Origin of the sequence: Mucilaginibacter sp. SMC90, assembly GCF_022811725.1 — a bacterium.
Lineage (GTDB): Bacteria > Bacteroidota > Bacteroidia > Sphingobacteriales > Sphingobacteriaceae > Mucilaginibacter.
Genome location: NZ_CP094527.1, coordinates 7,770,385 through 7,788,078 on the forward strand (window position 1 = coordinate 7,770,385; position 17,694 = coordinate 7,788,078).

13 protein-coding genes, 1 tRNA gene and 1 riboswitch are annotated in these 17,694 nt (G+C 43.7%); of the genes, 9 read left to right on the top strand and 5 right to left on the bottom strand.

Annotated features, from left to right (window positions below; genetic code table 11):
• Window positions 1–45 precede the first annotated feature (45 nt).
• Window positions 46–1,482, top strand: coding sequence for a DUF3863 domain-containing protein (locus MTO98_RS32490; protein ID WP_243483702.1), 1,437 nt, complete (start codon window positions 46–48; stop codon window positions 1,480–1,482).
• A 36-nt stretch (window positions 1,483–1,518) separates the two neighbouring features.
• Here MTO98_RS32490 and MTO98_RS32495 read toward each other — a convergent pair whose 3' ends face one another.
• The 4 genes from MTO98_RS32495 to MTO98_RS32510 all read right to left on the bottom strand — a co-directional run bounded on the left by MTO98_RS32495 (window position 1,519) and on the right by MTO98_RS32510 (window position 5,306).
• Window positions 1,519–2,046, bottom strand: coding sequence for a VOC family protein (locus tag MTO98_RS32495; RefSeq protein ID WP_243483704.1), 528 nt, complete (start codon window positions 2,044–2,046; stop codon window positions 1,519–1,521).
• Window positions 2,047–2,215: 169 nt separating this feature from the next.
• Window positions 2,216–3,499 carry an MFS transporter gene (locus MTO98_RS32500; RefSeq protein WP_243483705.1) on the bottom strand — a complete coding sequence of 428 codons (1,284 nt, stop codon included), beginning with the start codon at window positions 3,497–3,499 and terminating at the stop codon, window positions 2,216–2,218.
• A 464-nt stretch (window positions 3,500–3,963) separates the two neighbouring features.
• Complete coding sequence (locus tag MTO98_RS32505; protein WP_243483707.1) at window positions 3,964–4,743, bottom strand: hypothetical protein; 780 nt, start codon at window positions 4,741–4,743, stop codon at window positions 3,964–3,966.
• Between the two features lie 490 nt (window positions 4,744–5,233).
• Window positions 5,234–5,306, bottom strand: a tRNA-Met gene (locus tag MTO98_RS32510).
• Between the two features lie 148 nt (window positions 5,307–5,454).
• Here MTO98_RS32510 and era point away from each other — a divergent pair.
• Together era and der are read left to right on the top strand one after the other, a co-directional pair.
• Window positions 5,455–6,330 carry a GTPase Era gene (gene era, locus MTO98_RS32515; protein WP_243483709.1) on the top strand — a complete coding sequence of 292 codons (876 nt, stop codon included), beginning with the start codon at window positions 5,455–5,457 and terminating at the stop codon, window positions 6,328–6,330.
• 160 nt (window positions 6,331–6,490) lie between these two features.
• Window positions 6,491–7,792, top strand: coding sequence for a ribosome biogenesis GTPase Der (der, locus tag MTO98_RS32520; RefSeq protein WP_243483711.1), 1,302 nt, complete (start codon window positions 6,491–6,493; stop codon window positions 7,790–7,792).
• Between the two features lie 137 nt (window positions 7,793–7,929).
• Here der and MTO98_RS32525 read toward each other — a convergent pair whose 3' ends face one another.
• Window positions 7,930–9,516 (bottom strand): S41 family peptidase, encoded by a 1,587-nt coding sequence (locus MTO98_RS32525; RefSeq protein ID WP_243483713.1) that lies wholly within the window; start codon window positions 9,514–9,516, stop codon window positions 7,930–7,932.
• 106 nt (window positions 9,517–9,622) lie between these two features.
• Here MTO98_RS32525 and murQ point away from each other — a divergent pair, with 106 nt between their 5' ends.
• From murQ to metF, 6 genes are all read left to right on the top strand, one after another.
• The gene (murQ, locus tag MTO98_RS32530) at window positions 9,623–10,432 is read left to right on the top strand and encodes an N-acetylmuramic acid 6-phosphate etherase (RefSeq protein ID WP_243483715.1); all 810 of its coding nucleotides are present in this window, start codon (window positions 9,623–9,625) and stop codon (window positions 10,430–10,432) included.
• 107 nt (window positions 10,433–10,539) lie between these two features.
• Window positions 10,540–11,106: a hypothetical protein gene (locus MTO98_RS32535; RefSeq protein WP_243483717.1), complete on the top strand. Its 567-nt coding sequence runs from the start codon at window positions 10,540–10,542 to the stop codon at window positions 11,104–11,106.
• 185 nt (window positions 11,107–11,291) lie between these two features.
• On the top strand, window positions 11,292–12,020 hold the full coding sequence (locus MTO98_RS32540) for a Bax inhibitor-1/YccA family protein (RefSeq protein ID WP_243483719.1): 729 nt from the start codon (window positions 11,292–11,294) through the stop codon (window positions 12,018–12,020).
• A gap of 132 nt (window positions 12,021–12,152) precedes the next feature.
• Window positions 12,153–12,262, top strand: a riboswitch (SAM riboswitch).
• A gap of 199 nt (window positions 12,263–12,461) precedes the next feature.
• Complete coding sequence (gene metH / locus MTO98_RS32545) at window positions 12,462–16,166, top strand: methionine synthase (RefSeq protein ID WP_243483721.1); 3,705 nt, start codon at window positions 12,462–12,464, stop codon at window positions 16,164–16,166.
• A gap of 78 nt (window positions 16,167–16,244) precedes the next feature.
• Window positions 16,245–16,619 (top strand): four helix bundle protein, encoded by a 375-nt coding sequence (locus MTO98_RS32550; protein ID WP_243483723.1) that lies wholly within the window; start codon window positions 16,245–16,247, stop codon window positions 16,617–16,619.
• 100 nt (window positions 16,620–16,719) lie between these two features.
• The gene (gene metF, locus MTO98_RS32555; protein ID WP_243483726.1) at window positions 16,720–17,676 is read left to right on the top strand and encodes a methylenetetrahydrofolate reductase [NAD(P)H]; all 957 of its coding nucleotides are present in this window, start codon (window positions 16,720–16,722) and stop codon (window positions 17,674–17,676) included.
• Window positions 17,677–17,694 lie beyond the last annotated feature (18 nt).

The window sequence follows — 17,694 nt, forward strand, 5'->3', positions numbered from 1 at the left end:
AAAGAAATGAACTTGTAGTTACATTTGAATCCAAATGTAAACTTAATGGAAAGACGGGCTTTTTGTAAAAACTCCTTACTGGGCGGTGCTGCCGTATTAGCAAATCCTTTAATCGGCAAAGCCGGTGCTCTTGACCTTTTTTCGGCTAACAAACCTTCAGCCCTCATGGGCAACCGTTTTGTTACCTTTTGTATTATGATCCGTACCTCTCCATGGGAAGTATCGCGGGATGTAAAACTGATCAAAAGGGATGAAGGTTTTGCGCATACACTTGAAGTAGTACAGCATTTAAGGGAGATTTTTGCCAAAAACGTGCCCGGAGGCCGGCTAACCTGGGGCTTTACCTTAAATGCACTGGAAGATAAGCGGCCTAATTATGTTGATATCCGTAAATATGCAGCCGAATGCCGGCTTAAGTATGGCGATGAGATCTCCTACTTCCCGGGATATTTCCCGGCAATGTACCTCCCCCGTAAAAGGGTAAACCAGGAGATGACTGAAGCCCTGCAGCGCATAACCGCCATGGCCGGTAATGGTTACCGGCCCAAAGCAATTATGGGCGGTTTTTTATCGGCCAATAACCTGGCTTATTTAGCCGAAAAAGAAAATATTCACGTAGCACATGCCGTGATCTGGAGCCAGCATGAAACAGATGGCGGCGGGGCCGATGGCTCACCCTCCTACCCTTTCTATCCATCAAAGCAACATTTTTGTAAACCGGCACAGGGTAAAAGCGACTTTATCGACTGTGTAAACCTGGACGGCTGGAGCGTTGATTTTTTGTGTGCCCTTCAAAGCGGAAACGTGTGGGGCACAACGCCATTTAACGGGGCTGCAAGTCGCCGGGGCGTTGGCCCTATTGAAACCTACGGTGATTGGGGCCTGGATATAGGCCATTATTCGGTCATGCATACACAGGCCATCCATTTTGACAGGGGCTTTGAGCTTAACGGCTTTGGCTGGGTGCCCAACATTTGGGAAGCAGCACTGGTTAAAATAGCCGAGCGAAAAAATTGGGACGATACCCTTGCCTACAGGGCATTAGATAAATGGACGGGAGACACCGTAAAACGTTGGCCGGATGTTAAATTCGTCACTTTTGGTGAATATGGCGAAATCTGGCACGATCATTACCGTGACAATAGCCAATGGAATTACCGCTTTGAAGAAAAAGGGCTTGGGATAGGCAACTCCTGGGGCAACGAGGAGATCAAGTGGTATATGAACAAGGAGTTTCGCCTGGCTACTTTGAGAAACTGGCATAAAAACGGCCCGGAAATGGTAGTAGATTTTACACGTTATGACCTGCCGGCAAAAGAACCGGCCGATCCATCACCTGAAAAACCGGTAAAAGACTGGAGCCTCATGAACCGCATCAATCAAAAAGGTGTAAGGCCACAGGATACCCCGGTATTATTAAGCGCGCTTGGAAATGACGAAAAAGATATGATTGCGCGGCATTATCCCGGGTTGTTTAAATAAACCAAGGTAGTAGTTTATCATCGGCTTGGCTCCTCTTTATTTGGTAGTTTGAGCGCCCATTTTTATACCTAATTTTTCATACTCAATATCGTTGGACTCCCATAATTCTATCTTGTTGCCCTCAACATCCATGATATGAACAAATTTGCCATAGTCAACGGTCTCAATTGTATCAACTATAGCTACACCTTCTTTTTTGAGCTGTGTTACGAGTGCCGTCAAATCTGCAACACGATAGTTAACCATAAAATCTTTATCAGAAGGTGCAAAGTATTTGGTTTTTTCATTAAAAGGGCTCCATTGGGTAAATCCCTTTTTTAGCGTATCGGCACCTTGCCTCCATTCAAACACAGCACCGTACTGATTTGTCTGTAACCCCAGGTGCTCCTTATACCAGGCCCTAACCTTAGCAGGTTCTTTACATTTAAAAAAGATACCACCAATGCCGGTTACCCTTTTTAATTCGGCAGGTTGGTGGGTTGATGCAGTCAGGGCAGCTTTAAAGGCAAACCCGGAGCCAAATGAGGCAGCAATGAGCAGCAGGATAAGGGTAGTTTTTTTCATGACCAGTTATAGTTAAGCTTGTTTGCGTTTGCTTTAATTAGTTAATGAAATTTAAAGTATTTGAAAAGCAAAACAAAACGATAAATGAGAAAGCCCCAAATCTTCCAATTTGAGGCCTTCTCAAAACGCTTGTCTTCAATGAGACTTAAAGCATTAACATGCTTTCTACTTATTCAACCTGTTGTTTCATCAATTTTTTAGCCCCAATTAAAGCTAACAACGTAACTACTGAAGCTGCTGTTAAGTAGTAACCTACATAGGCAAGTCCATAGTTATGTGCCAGCATAGTTGCCATATATGGTGTAAGCGATGCACCTAAAATACCGGCCAGGGTAAAAGCCAGCGAAGCGCCGGTATAACGCACTGCCGGCGGAAAGATTCCAGCAAGCGCCGTACCTATCGGCCCGTAGGTGAGCCCCATCAAAAACATCCCTATCGACAAAAATATAGCGGTCATGATTAAACTGCCGGTAGTAAATAATGATGCAAAAACAAGCCCAAACGCTATAATGCATATTGTTGCCACAATTAGCATGTTGTTACGCCCATACTTATCTGCCAGCACGGCCGACAATGGAATACCTATGCCAAATGCCACCATTGATATCATCTGTATGATCAGGAAGGCGCTTTTAGTATAATGCAGCGCTGTAGTGCCCCAGCTTAGTGTAAACACTGTCATCAAATAAAACAACAGGAAAGTGGTAACAGTTGCCAGCGTGCCTAAGGTAATGGCTGCAGTATGCTTTATTAAAACATCTACAATCGGTACTTTTGAGCGCTCTTCTTTATTAACCATCTTCATAAACTCCGGAGTTTCGGATATTTTTAACCTCACAAAAAGCCCAACCCAAACCAATAATGCACTTGCAATAAACGGGATGCGCCAGCCATAGGTTATGAAATTATCTTCGCTCATGGTTTTGCTGAGGATAAAAAACGTACCACTCGATAGCAGAAACCCAATAGGTGCACCTAACTGCGGAAACATGCCATACCACGCTTTTTTATTTGCAGGGGCATTTTCTGTTGCCAGTAATACCGCACCGCCCCATTCCCCGCCTAAACCAAGCCCTTGCCCAAAACGGAACAGGGCAAGCAATATTGGTGCTGCAATACCTATAGAAGCATAACCAGGCAAAAGCCCGATAGCAACGGTTGACGGCCCCATGGTTAGTAATGCCGCAACCAATGTAGCTTTACGTCCTTTATGGTCGCCAAAGTGCCCAAATATAGCAGCCCCTATTGGTCGTGCAAGAAAGGCCAGTGCAAAAGTTGCCAGTGATTCGAGCGTTGCCGATGTTGGATCGGCGGCAGGGAAAAATAATTTAGGGAATACCAGCACCGCGGCGGTGGCATAAATATAAAAATCAAAAAACTCAATGGTTGTACCAATAAGGCTTGCAGTAAGGATCCGGCTAACCGGGTTTGCTGCGGAAGGTTGCTGATTCATAGCCTCAAACATATCAAATTTGAGGGAATGTGCAAATACGATGAACAGGAACATCCTTCACCCAGGAGGAGATTTGAAAGAAATATTGACCTACAGGCTTTATATTGGCGATATAAATTTCATCTCTCTTTTTCTTTCGATTGATATATTTGAGGCTTTTCATTTTCGTAGCGGGAGCAATATTTGCATTGATGATCTTCAGGTTATAGATTAAGCCCTTCAAACCTTGCTATCGCCAGACCAACAAATTTTTCATTCGAAAACAGTGTTTGCTTTCTGTTTCTCCTTCCTATTAAATGCGTTAGTATTTCATCCAGGTTTTTAGTCTTAAACTTAACAGATAGGAAATCCATGGCAGATCATAGCTCCAGCCCAAAAGCAGAATAAAAACTGTATAAAAAACTTTTCATTTTATAAGCACGCTTTTCATGAGCGAGAGATAACGGAATATAATCTGAATAGCATCATTCAATTTCCGCCCAGGATCGGAAACTATGCCAGTGGCTAATGGGGCAAAGCCATTTTTTTTCAGTATGTGTTGCAAACCCTGGTATTGGTGTGATCAGGCTTCTTTTTTTTACATTCCTTCTCATTATAAACAATCTGAGCAGCTCCTTTTTGGACCGGCCTAATAATCTGAGTTTTTGTTTCGTCAATATTTGAAAGGCAAAAAAATCTTCAGGACAGGCTTTGTTGGTGAAATACCACCAAATTTCTTTATCCTCCGTTATAGTTTTTACACTTGCGGCAAAAGTCATCGTTGTAGAACCTGTCCTTTTCCAGTGATAGTTGCCCGAGAATAAGACACTTGTCAATTCACCGCCGTCTTCGACATATGGGTTAGGGCCATGATCGCTGAAATTGATATACTTATCGGGGTGGTCATATAAACTGACGTAATCTGCAATCCCTAAACCCTCTTGGAGGGCTTTGGACGCAAAGGGAAGATGGATGTAGTCGTCTTCAACGAAGTAAACGAAATCTTCTTGCTTGAAGCAATCAATTGAATATTGGACGATATGTCGAAAAGATCCCGAGTTTCCCAGGGATGTTATTATCGGCTCTATACCTAATGCTTTAATATCTTCAATAGTATTGCTGCTGCAGTTGTCGGCGAATACTAATAAACTATCAATATCAAATTCAGTTATAAAATTAACAAGACAACGAAGTTTTGTGAAGATATGTAGTTTGTCCTTAGGGTTACTACTATCGGATATACGATATAAATAGTGAATTTTCATGTTTAAATAGGATAATTACCGACTTGCTGTCCGTAATCAATTTGAAATGAAAGTTGATTGTCAAATATAGCAAAGACACACGGATTTTGAACTTGTTCATATTAATGAAGGTAGTTTCTTTACCAATGAGGGGACTGAAAAATATTGCTGCCTGCCGCAATGAATGGCATGGAGGCGATACTTTCGGTGATAATTGCTAAACTATGATTGAGGTGGGTGGATCGGCCCGAGGTCGGGGTTATTTAGAATAAAATTTAAGTAATATTACAGGCCATAATGAGATCAAATTAACATTTACTTCATTCAGTGTTACTCCAGGTTTAAACAGCACGTCATGATAAAATGCAGCAGGCGGAATGGTTGCAATAATTATCGCAATGGCAACCATAAGTTTCCAGGCAATAAAGGCAGCAATGGCTAACCCGGTGAAAAGTTTGAAAAATGAATAAAAAAAGCCTCAAATCTTTCGACTTGAGGCTTTTCATTTTCGTAGCGGGAGCAGGACTCGAACCTACGACCTTCGGGTTATGAGCCCGACGAGCTACCAACTGCTCCATCCCGCACTGTATTGTGCTATATATTTAAGATCCGGACATAACCCCGGAAAGGTCCTTCCAATTATCAAAATGCAAATTTGCACTCCGTTTTAATTGGACTGCAAAGATATAATTCGTTTCTTTGCAGTCCAAATATATTTTTAATTATTTTTCTATGGCTCATCAGGCAGGTTTTGTAAGTATAATAGGTAAACCCAACGCAGGGAAATCAACCCTTATGAACGCGCTGGTGGGCGAAACAATGTCCATCATCACTCCTAAAGCACAAACTACGCGTCACCGTATCTTGGGTATTGTGAATGATGAAAACTACCAGATCGTGTTTTCGGACACGCCCGGTGTTATCAAACCGCACTATGCCCTGCACGAGAGCATGATGCACCAGGTTGACGGCTCTATTGTTGATGCCGACCTTATTTTGCTGGTTACCGACATTTATGAGGAGTACGACGAGGCAGATGTTCTAAAAAAACTGGAACGTTCTGAAGCGCCTCTTGCCATCCTGATCAATAAAATTGACCAAAGTGATGAGGAAACCGTAAAAAAGAAAGTTGAGTTTTGGCAGGAGAAACTAAACCCTAAAGCCATCTTCGCCATATCGGCATTGCACGGGCACAATATTAAGGCTATTATGGATTTTGTGATCGGAAACCTGCCCGAGCATGCGGCCTATTACGAAAAAGATGCACTGACCGATCGTAATGACCGCTTCTTTGCTTCCGAAATGATCCGCGAGCAGGTATTTAAACAATACAAAAAAGAAATCCCTTACAGCACCGAGGTTATTGTAACGGCCTTTATAGAAGGCGAGAAACTTTACCGCATCAGTGCCGAGATCATTGTTGAGCGCGAATCGCAAAAAAACATCATCATCGGTAAAAACGGTGAAATGCTGAAAATAGTAGGCACTTACGCCCGTCGCTCCATGGAAGACTTTTTCCAGAAAAAAATCTTCCTGGAAACGTTTGTAAAAGTAATCCCCGACTGGCGCACCAAAAAGAATTACCTCAAACAATTCGGGTACGAATAGGAAGAACAGAATCAAGACTTTTAGAATCAGGATGCAGGATAATCCAACATCTTGACCTATCATTAATAAAAATTAAAAATTTCGTAGAAGCAGTTGTTAAGTTAGATAGATTTGTATTCCTGAATCTTGATTTCTTGCATCCCGACTCTTAATAAAAAATATGAGTAACATAGTAGCCATAGTGGGCAGGCCCAACGTAGGCAAATCAACATTATATAACCGCTTAACCGAAAGCCGCAAGGCTATCGTTGATGACTTTAGCGGCGTAACGCGCGACAGGCACTACGGTGTTGCCGAATGGCTTAACCACAACTTTACTATTATTGATACAGGCGGCTATGTAGCCAACTCCGACGATGTTTTTGAAGCCGCCATCCGTGAGCAGGTTGATATTGCCATTGAAGAAGCTACAGTGATCCTGTTTGTAGTGGATGTTACCACCGGTATCACTGACCTGGACGACGAGATCGCTAATCGCCTGCGTAAAAGCAAAAAACCTGTTTTTGTAGTGGTAAACAAACTGGATAACAATAACCAGGTTGCTGATGCCATGGTATTTTACAGCCTTGGCCTTGGCGAGATCTACAGCATTTCGTCAATGACAGGCTCCGGTACCGGCGAACTTTTAGACGAAGTAGTAAAACACTTTGAAGATGAAGTACTGGAAGAAAACACCCGTCCTAAATATGCCATTGTAGGCAGGCCTAATGTTGGTAAATCGTCAATAATTAACGCCCTGATCGGTAAAGACCGCAATATCGTTACCCCAATAGCCGGCACCACGCGCGATTCTATCCATATCCATTATAACCAGTACGGTCATGATTTTATGCTGATAGATACCGCCGGGATGCGTAAAAAGACCAAGGTTAAAGAAAACATCGAGTTTTATTCGGTAATGCGTACCATTAAAGCATTAGAAGAAGCCGACGTAATTATCCTGATGATTGATGCCGTTGAGGGTTTTGAATCGCAGGATATCAACATCTTCCACCTGGCCGAAAAGAATAAAAAAGGTGTAATGATTGTGGTGAATAAATGGGATTTGATTGAGAAGAACAACAAAACTGTCAAGGTATTTGAAGAGCAGATCCGCGATAAAATTGCCCCATTCAGTGATGTGCCTATTGTATTTACCTCCGTTACCGAAAAGCAAAGGGTGTTAAAGGTTTTAGACGTGGCCAACACCGTTTACAAGAACCGGGCGCGCAAAATACCTACTTCAAAACTAAACGAGGTAATGCTGCCTATTATCGAAAACTATCCTCCGCCTTCAATTAAGGGCAAGTACGTTAAAATAAAATACATTACCCAAATTGCAGGCTCATCGCCAATGTTCGCGTTTTTCTGCAATTTGCCGCAGTACGTTAAAGAGCCTTACTACCGCTTTATAGAAAACAAACTCCGCGAAAACTTCGAGTTTTCGGGTGCGCCGATACAGGTTTGGTTCCGGCAAAAGTAAGAACCTTGATTTTTAGGATTTGAGGATCACCATGAGTTAAAACAGGATACCATTCTACAATAGAAGCATCCTGCTTTAACTCATGTTTTTTATAGCTATATCAGGAAATCCTCAAATCAAGAAAATCAAGGTTCTGTTTACTGCTCCAACCCTTTTTTAAATGCCACGTCATCAGTGTTTATCACTTTAAAATAGGCATTATCTCCCCATTTAAAGCGCGCGGTCTGAGCCTTAAGGATAGTTTTTATAGGCTCCCGGGAAATCTGCACTTCGTGCGAATCCATTTCCTTAACAGTTTGCGATGCATACAGGATAAATTGATCTACCTCATCATTGCTAACGGCATATTGTGTTAAAAATTCACGCTCAGTGGGGTATTGTTTAAGCAGTTTCTGCTGGCGGTCAATAACATATGCGGTAAACAATTGCTGTTGGCTCAGGTCCTGGATCAGCGGTGTAAACCTGCTGGTATCAGCCGGTACAAAAACATCCGGCATAATACCTCCCCCGCTAAAAACTTTACGACCGGTTGAGGTATGGAATGACGGTGTTCCTTTAAACACACTATCGTTCAGGTTGCTTTGTTCTGAAAAAAGCTCGCCTTTTTGCATGCGCTGGGCCAGTTCATTGCGGTATTTGTCTACCCCGTTTTTGTATGATTTTTGGATGGAGCGGCCCGACGGGGTATAATACCTCGCCACCGTTAAATTCACTGCCGAACCATCGTCAAAAGCAAACTGCTGTTGCACCAGGCCTTTTCCAAACGACCTGCGGCCAACGATAGTTGCCCTGTCAAGGTCCTGCAGGGCACCTGCTAAAATTTCACTTGCCGATGCCGAATATTCATCAATAAGTACGGTGACTTTTCCTTTCTGAAACATGCCCGAATCTGTGGCAAAATAATCGGTACGTGGCTCGTGAATCCCTTTGGTATAAACTATCAGCTTTCCGCCGGTTAAAAACTCATCGGCCATTGAGGTAGCCGCGTTTAGGTACCCACCGCCATTGCCTCTCAGGTCAAGTAACAATTTATCCATCCCGTCATTTTTCAGCGTAGTTAATGCTTTTCTGAAATCAACATCGGTAGTAGCCGAAAATTTACTGATCTTGATATAACCTGTTTGGGCATCGGCCATATAGGCGGCGTCAACACTACTCAAATCTACATGACCGCGTTTAACCTTAAGTATTTTCAGGTCTTTGCTTAAAGGAGGTAATACAGTCAGTTTTATTTCCGCGTCTTTATCTCCCCTAAAAACACCATTTATGCGGGTTGCTGTAAGCTTACTGCCCGAAAACTTTTTATCATCAACATTGATCACTTTACTCCCTACCAGCAGTCCTGCCTTTTCGGCCGGGCCACCGGCATAAACCTGTGTTATGATCAGGGTATCGCGCAGCAACTGGTACTCGATGCCTATGCCGTTAAAACCACCGTCTAATCTTTCATTAATGGATTGGGCCTGCTGCTGGGGTAAATACAGCGAATGCGGATCGAGGTTTTGAAGCAGGTTATTTACCGAAACACCTTCAATGCTGTCAATGTTCACACTATCAACATAGTTGCGGTCAACCAGTTGCAGTACTTTGGCAATTTTGCTGTTTGCAGTAAACGAAAGACCGAGATTATGGGTCGCAAAATCCCTGTTAAGCAATAAGCCTATCATTATCCCCAAAAATAGCAGGATCATTGTCCGGAAAATTACACCTGCGGTCCTCTTCATAATTTATAACACAAAGTTAACAAATGCAAGGTCAATAATTTTTACCTGCACCCTTGCATTTGATGATTTTTACCGAATTTTGTTATAAATTATTTGAAAATAGGCTATGGAAACCACCACCGAAAGGGAATCGCACTATAAAAACCTCGAAAAACAGACCGTAAGGGAAATTTTAGAAAACATTAACAACGAGGATAAAACCGTTCCATTGGCTGTTGAAAAGGCCCTGCCACAAATAGAAGCGCTTGCAACCATCACTGCCGAAAGGATGAAAAGCGGCGGCCGGTTGTTTTATATAGGTGCCGGCACCAGTGGCAGGTTAGGTGTGGTTGACGCGTCAGAATGCCCGCCAACATTCGGCGTTCCGTTTGATATGGTGGTTGGACTCATAGCCGGCGGTGACAGCGCTATCCGCAAAGCGGTTGAATTTGCCGAAGATGATGCCGTACAAGCCTGGCTTGATCTGCAGGAATTTAATATCAATGATAAAGACGTGGTGGTTGGCATAGCGGCTTCGGGCACTACGCCTTATGTAATTGGCGGCTTAAAAACCGCTAACGAACACAATATAGTTACTGGCTGTATTGTTTGTAACAGTGGCAGTCCGGTAGCAGCTGTGGCACAATACCCGGTTGAAGTAGTAACGGGACCGGAGTTTTTAACGGGCTCAACCCGTATGAAAGCCGGTACCGCACAGAAATTAGTTTTGAATATGCTGAGCACAAGCGTTATGATCCAGCTTGGCCGCGTAAAAGGGAACAGGATGGTTGATATGCAGTTAAGCAACCATAAATTGGTGAACAGGGGCACCCACATGGTAATGGACGAAACCGGCTTGAGCGAAGAGGAAGCAGCCGCGTTACTGAAACAATACGGCAGCGTACGGAACGCTGTTTATCATTATTTAAAAAAATAAACTGAATTTGAAAATGTGTTGATTTGAAAATTTGAAAATGCAAAGCAGCATTCGAGAAATTCCTCAATTCAATAAATTCAGGTTCAGACAAATTTGGAATTAACACAATGCACGATATTGAACCATATTACCGCTGGAGAGATGATTACGTAGCATCTGAAGATGAGTTTTCGCCTTTTTATGCTACCGAATACAGCGAATTTGAATTTGACAAGCAGGTATATAATTACCTGCTGCACCCCCAATGGGATTCCTTCGGCTCCAATACACTTTACCTTAAAGTACTTTTTGCCGATTACGATAAAGGCTACACCATTATTGAATTGATAGGCGAATGGAATGATGCCATTAATAACGACATCATGCTATTGAAGCGTGAGCTGCTCGACCTCATGATCGATAACGGCATCACCCACTTTATCCTGATAGGCGAAAACGTACTTAACTTTCACTCAAGTGATGATTGCTACTATGAAGAGTGGTTTCAGGATGTTGAGGATGGCTGGATAGCGGGCATCAATTTCCGCGAACACGTGATTGAAGAGTTTAAGAACAGCAATATCGATTATTACATCAACTTTGGCGGCGAGCTCGATAACCTCGGCTGGCGGGCATTAAAACCTGTACAGGTTTTTAAAAAGGTAGAAGAGCAGTTGATGCGTCGTTTAAATTAACTCTAAACCACTGCGTCATTGCGAGGAACGAAGCAATCCCCGACTGTACAGAGAAACCTGCATGGCCGCTCTGCCTCTTGGGGATTGCTTCGTTCCTCGCAATGACGCGGTGGAGAGACAGGCATATATTCTTCACCTCATATTCACTTTTTATTCATAAATTCGTACTATAATTTTAACAAAAAATGGAATTTAAAGAATCTAAATACAACTACGATAATGTTATCGAAGTTAGAGATCAATCAGAAGTTTCTTCACGCAGGTTTATGGCCGGCGTTTTCAGCTGGATGTTTGTTGCGCTCGGCGTTTCGGCTGTAACTGTATACCTGTTTTTAAACATGGGCCTGCTGAGCCTGATCGTTGGCCCAACCGGCTTTACACCTTTCGGCTACTTCGCCTTGTTTTCACCATTAGCGTTTTCACTGGTAATGCAGTTTGGCTATAACCGTATTTCGTACCCGGTACTGGTATTGCTTTTTGTGGCTTATGCCACGCTTATCGGTATCAGTTTAAGCCTGATATTTTTGATTTATACATCTGCATCAATATTAGGTGTTTTCATCACCGCGTCGGTAACTTTTGGTATCATGGGCATTGCTGGTTACACCACTCAAATGGATTTAACCAAGTTTGGCTCAATCATGTACATTCTGTTCATCGGTATATTTGTAGCTTCACTGGCAAACTTCTTTATGCACAGCGAACAAATGGGCTATATCATCAGCTACATAGGCATAGCGGTATTTACCGGTTTAACTGCTTACTACATGCAAATGCTTAAACGTATTGGCGCGGGCATTGAATACGGCGATGCAAGCTCGAAAAAACTGGCGCTGATGGGTGCATTAACACTATACATCACCCTGATCAACCTGTTTTTCATGATCCTCCGTTTATTCGGCAGAAGAAGATAATTTCAGTAAGAAACTCAATCAAAAAGCTGCCTCCAAAAAGGCAGCTTTTTTTGTTTAACAATGTGGCTTAGCTATGATATATTGTATACCTTATACACTTGCAAATGATAACTTTATTACGCAAATTTGCAGTGCTTATGGAGAAAGACGGAGGGATTAGACCCTGCGATGTCTTAGCAACCTGTGCTTCACAAGGTGCTACATTCTACCAGGCAGCAATTATGCGCCCGGACAGATAAGCGAAAGTCATAATAACACCCGACTTTTCGATATAAGCTGTATTTAGATTTGAGATATTAGATTTGAGATTTGAGATAGCTCCTGCTCTTTCCGATTGCTTGTTTAATATCTTTTTATCAGATATATGAGATAAAGTATTGAGTATCCAAGGCTTTTCGCCCCGGTCTCACATCTCAAAGCTCATATCTCACATCTCAAAAAATGGACATTAGAAAAGAATTACAAAAACGCATCCTGGTAATTGATGGAGCGATGGGTACCATGATACAGCGGTACCAGCTTACCGAAAAGGATTTTCGTGGTGAGCGTTTTCGCGATCACCATAGCGACCTGCAGGGCAATAATGACCTGCTCAATATTACACGTCCTGATATTATCAAGGCTATCCATGCCGAATATTTAGATGCTGGTGCCGATATCATTGAAACCAATACTTTCAGTACGCAGGTAATTTCCCTTGCCGATTACCACCTCGAAGAACTGGCCTATGAGCTAAGCTACGAAGGTGCACGTATTGCCCGTGAAGTAGCCGACGAATATACCCAGCGCAACCCTGCCAAACCGCGATTTGTTGCCGGTGCCGTAGGTCCAACAAACCGTACAGCTTCCCTATCGCCCGATGTAAACGACCCGGGATATCGTGCCGTTACATTTGATGACCTGGCCGAGGCCTACTATGACCAGGTTCGTGGTTTGGTTGACGGCGGTTCGCATTTATTATTGGTTGAAACCATTTTTGATACCCTTAATGCCAAGGCAGCCCTTTTCGCCATAAAACGTTATGAGCTGGAATGCAAAGCTGCCGGTAAGGATTTTCCTGCTTTCCGCGATAGCGGTGGCATCATGATCTCAGGTACCATTACCGATGCTTCCGGCCGTACCCTTTCCGGGCAAACGGTTGAGGCCTTCTGGAACTCGATAAGCCATGCCAACCTGCTTTCGGTAGGTTTAAACTGCGCTTTGGGCGCAAAAGAAATGCGCCCGCACCTCGCCGAACTTTCTGAAAAAGCAGGCGTGTACATATCGGCCTATCCAAACGCCGGTTTACCTAACGAGTTTGGCCAGTATGATGAAACCCCTCACGAAACCGCTCACCAGGTTGATGATTTTATTAAAGCTGGCTTAGTGAATATTGTAGGCGGATGCTGTGGTACAACGCCCGATCATATTAAATGTATTGCCGATAAGGCTGCTGCATTCCCACCCCGCCCTATCCCTCAAATTGAGCCGGATATGCGCCTGAGTGGCTTGGAATCCGTTACCATAAAACCCGAAAGCATTTTTGTGAACGTGGGCGAGCGTACCAATATCACCGGTTCACCAAAATTCTCCAAACTTATCCTTGCCGAAGATTATGAGGCCGCATTATCTGTTGCCTTACAGCAGGTAGAAGGCGGCGCACAGGTCATCGATATCAATATGGATGAGGGCATGATCGATTCGGAAGCGGTAATGGTGAAATTCCTGAACCTGGTTGCTTCTGAACCGGATATTGCCAAGCTGCCTATCATGATCGACTCCTCCAAATGGACAGTGATCGAGGCGGGTTTAAAATGCGTACAGGGCAAAGGCATCGTGAACTCCATCTCTCTGAAAGAGGGCGAAGATAAATTCAGGGAACACGCCAGCAAGATATTGAGTTATGGTGCAGCTACCGTAGTAATGGCCTTTGACGAAACCGGCCAGGCCGATTCATTGGAGCGACGCATTGAGATCTGTAAACGATCATATGATATATTAGTTAACGAAGTGGGCTTCCCGCCGCAGGATATCATTTTCGACCCCAACATCCTAACCGTTGCTACCGGTTTGGAGGAGCATAACAACTACGCGGTTGACTTTATTGAAGCCACCCGCTGGATCAAGCAAAACCTGCCCCATGCCAAAGTGAGCGGTGGGGTGAGTAATATTTCGTTCTCGTTCAGAGGTAACAATACCGTGCGCGAGGCCATGCACTCGGCCTTCCTGTACCACGCTATTAAAGCGGGGATGGATATGGGCATTGTAAACGCAGGCATGCTGGAGGTTTACGAACAAATACCCAAAAACCTGCTTGAATTAGTTGAGGATGTACTGCTTAACCGTCGCCCGGATGCAACAGAAAGGTTAGTTGAATTTGCAGATACTATCAAAAGCAAAGGTAAGGAAGTGGTACGCGACGAAGAATGGCGCAAAGGCACTGTTCAGGAACGCCTTTCCCACTCACTGGTAAAAGGCATTGTTGAGTACCTGGATAACGATGTAGAAGAAGCCCGCCAGGCCTACAGTAAACCGCTTGAAGTTATTGAGGGCCCGCTAATGGATGGGATGAACATAGTAGGCGATTTGTTTGGTGCAGGCAAAATGTTTTTGCCACAGGTAGTAAAATCGGCCCGTGTAATGAAAAAAGCGGTGGCCTACCTCCTACCTTTCATCGAAGAAGAAAAAAAGAATAACGTTAATGCCGATCAGCGTGCTAACGCCGGTAAGGTATTAATGGCAACCGTAAAAGGCGATGTGCATGACATTGGTAAAAATATAGTTGGCGTAGTACTGGCCTGTAACAACTTCGAGGTGATAGACCTCGGTGTGATGGTGCCTGCACAACGCATTATTGAAGAAGCTAAAAAGCAAAATGTTGATATTATAGGCTTAAGTGGCCTCATCACCCCTTCGCTTGATGAAATGGTGCATTTTGCCAAGGAAATGGAGCGTGAAAACTTCACCATACCGTTGATTGTCGGCGGCGCTACTACATCACGTATTCATGCGGCTGTAAAAATTGCGCCTCAATATTCTGGTGCTGCTATTCACGTTCTGGATGCATCACGAAGTGTTACTGTGTGCAGCAGCCTTATGAGTAAGGATAACCGCGACGCTTATATCCATGGCATTAAAGATGAATATGCCAAAGCTCGCGAGGCGCATGCCAACAAAAAATCCGACAAACGCTTTGTAACCATTGAAGAAGCCCGCGCAGGTAAATTCCAGATCAGTCTGGATGGTGATGTGGCCCCGAAACCGGCATTTACCGGCACTAAAGTATTTGAAGCATACCCGCTTGAAGAATTACTGCCTTACATCGACTGGACGCCGTTTTTCCATACTTGGGAACTTCGCGGCAGCTATCCAAAGATCTTTGATGATAAGTTTGTAGGCGTTGAAGCCAAAAAACTATTTGACGATGCGCAGTTATTGATGAAACGCATTGTTGATGAAAAGCTATTGACAGCAAGCGGTGTTATCGGTTTTTGGCCGGCAAACAGCGTAGGCGACGATATTGAACTATATACAGATGAAAGCCGCACAAATGTGCTAACGCGCATCCATACGCTTCGTCAGCAGGCCGAAAAGGTGAAGAACGATCCGTATTTTGCCCTGTCGGATTTTATCGCACCAAAAGAAAGCGGCGTACCCGATTACTTTGGCGGCTTTGCCGTAACAACCGGCTTAGGTTGCGATGAGCTGGTAGCTGAGTTTGAGGCCGACCATGACGACTATAACAGCATTATGGCTAAAGCTCTTGCCGACCGCCTTGCCGAAGCTTTCGCCGAAAAAATGCACGAACTGGTACGTAAAGAACACTGGGGTTATGCCAAAGGCGAACAGCTAAGCAATGTTGATTTGATCAAAGAGGAATACCAGGGCATCCGCCCGGCACCGGGTTATCCTGCCTGTCCGGATCATACCGAAAAAACTACATTGTTTGAATTGCTGAAGGCCGAAGATAATGCCCACATGCACCTTACCGAAAGCCTGGCCATGATGCCGGCTGCATCGGTAAGTGGTTTCTACTTCGCGCACCCGCAGGCAAGGTATTTCGGACTGGGAAAGATCAGCAAGGACCAGGTGGAGGACTACGCGATAAGGAAGAACATGCCGCTGGAAGATGTGGAGAGATGGTTGGGGCCGAATATTAATTATTAGTGGCAGTTACCTCATAGTTCAATATAAATTATTAGTGGCAGCTTTTAGTAGTAGTTATTTCGTTAACATAAATCACACATGACCGGAAGTTTTAAGGATTTAAAAGTTTATAAACTTGCATTTGAAACAGCAAGCGACATTTTTAAACTTACAAAAGCGTTTCCTAAAGAAGAACGATATTCACTTACCGATCAAATAAGACGATCATCGAGATCTGTTTGCGTCAATATCGGAGAGGGATATAGGAAACGTATTTATCCGAAGCATTTCACTTCCAAAATGACTGATGCCGACGGAGAAGCGACAGAAACGTCAATTTGGCTGGACTTTGCTTTAGATTGTGAGTATATCGATCAACAGGTTCATACAAATCTTCAAACTAAATATCAGGAAATTGGCAGGATGCTAAACGGAATGGCTCAAAATCCGGAAAAGTTCTTACCTAAAAGCTGAACGCGAGAAAGAACGCCTGCTACTAACTTAACCAACATTCAAAAAACAATAAAAATAAAACTGCAACTGCTTCTGCAACTGCAACTCTAAAAAGGGGCAAATGAAAATACCTGAACATATAGCAAACGCCAACGGCAAAACACTTTTTTCTTTTGAATTGATCCCGCCTTTAAAGGGGCAGAGCATCCAGGGCATTTACAACGCTATCGATCCATTGATGGAGTTTAAACCTCCGTTCATTGATGTTACCACCCTGCGCGAGGATTTTATTTACAAGCAGCACCCAACCGGTTTGCTCGAAAAACTATCTTACCGCAAACGCCCCGGCACCATTGCCATTTGTGCGGCTATCATGAATAAGTACAAGGTTGATACTGTGCCTCATCTCCTTTGCGGCGGTTTTACCAAAGACGAAACCGAGAACGCGCTTATTGAGCTGGAATTTTTAGGAATCGAGAACGTATTAGTATTACGTGGCGACGCAAGGCTTGGTGACTCATCTTTTGTGCCCACTCCCAACGGTCATTGTTACGCCACTGAATTACTGCAGCAGGTGGTAAACCTTAATAACGGTATTTACCTGCACGAAGATCATGGCAATACGGTCAAAACAAATTTCTGCATAGGTGTTGCCGGTTATCCTGAAAAGCATTTTGAGGCCCCTAACCTCAAAACCGATTTCAAATACCTCAAACAAAAGGTAGAGATGGGTGCGCAATTTATTGTAACCCAGATGTTTTTTGACATTGACAAATACAAAGAATTTGTGAACGGCTGCCGGGCCAATGGCATCAACGTGCCTATTATTCCGGGATTAAAGCCGATCACCTCATCAAAGCAACTGGTTACATTATCAAAAACCTTCCATATCGATATCCCTGAAGATCTGAGCGATGCTATCCATGCTTGTGAAAACGAAAAAGCGGTAAAAGAGGTTGGTATTGAATGGATGATCAACCAGTGTAAAGAGCTGATCGCCTTTGGCGCGCCGGTGCTACATTTTTACACCATGAGTAATGCAGGGCCTACTAAAAGGATTGCCGAGGCGATATTTTAGTCAGAGCAGGCTTATTAG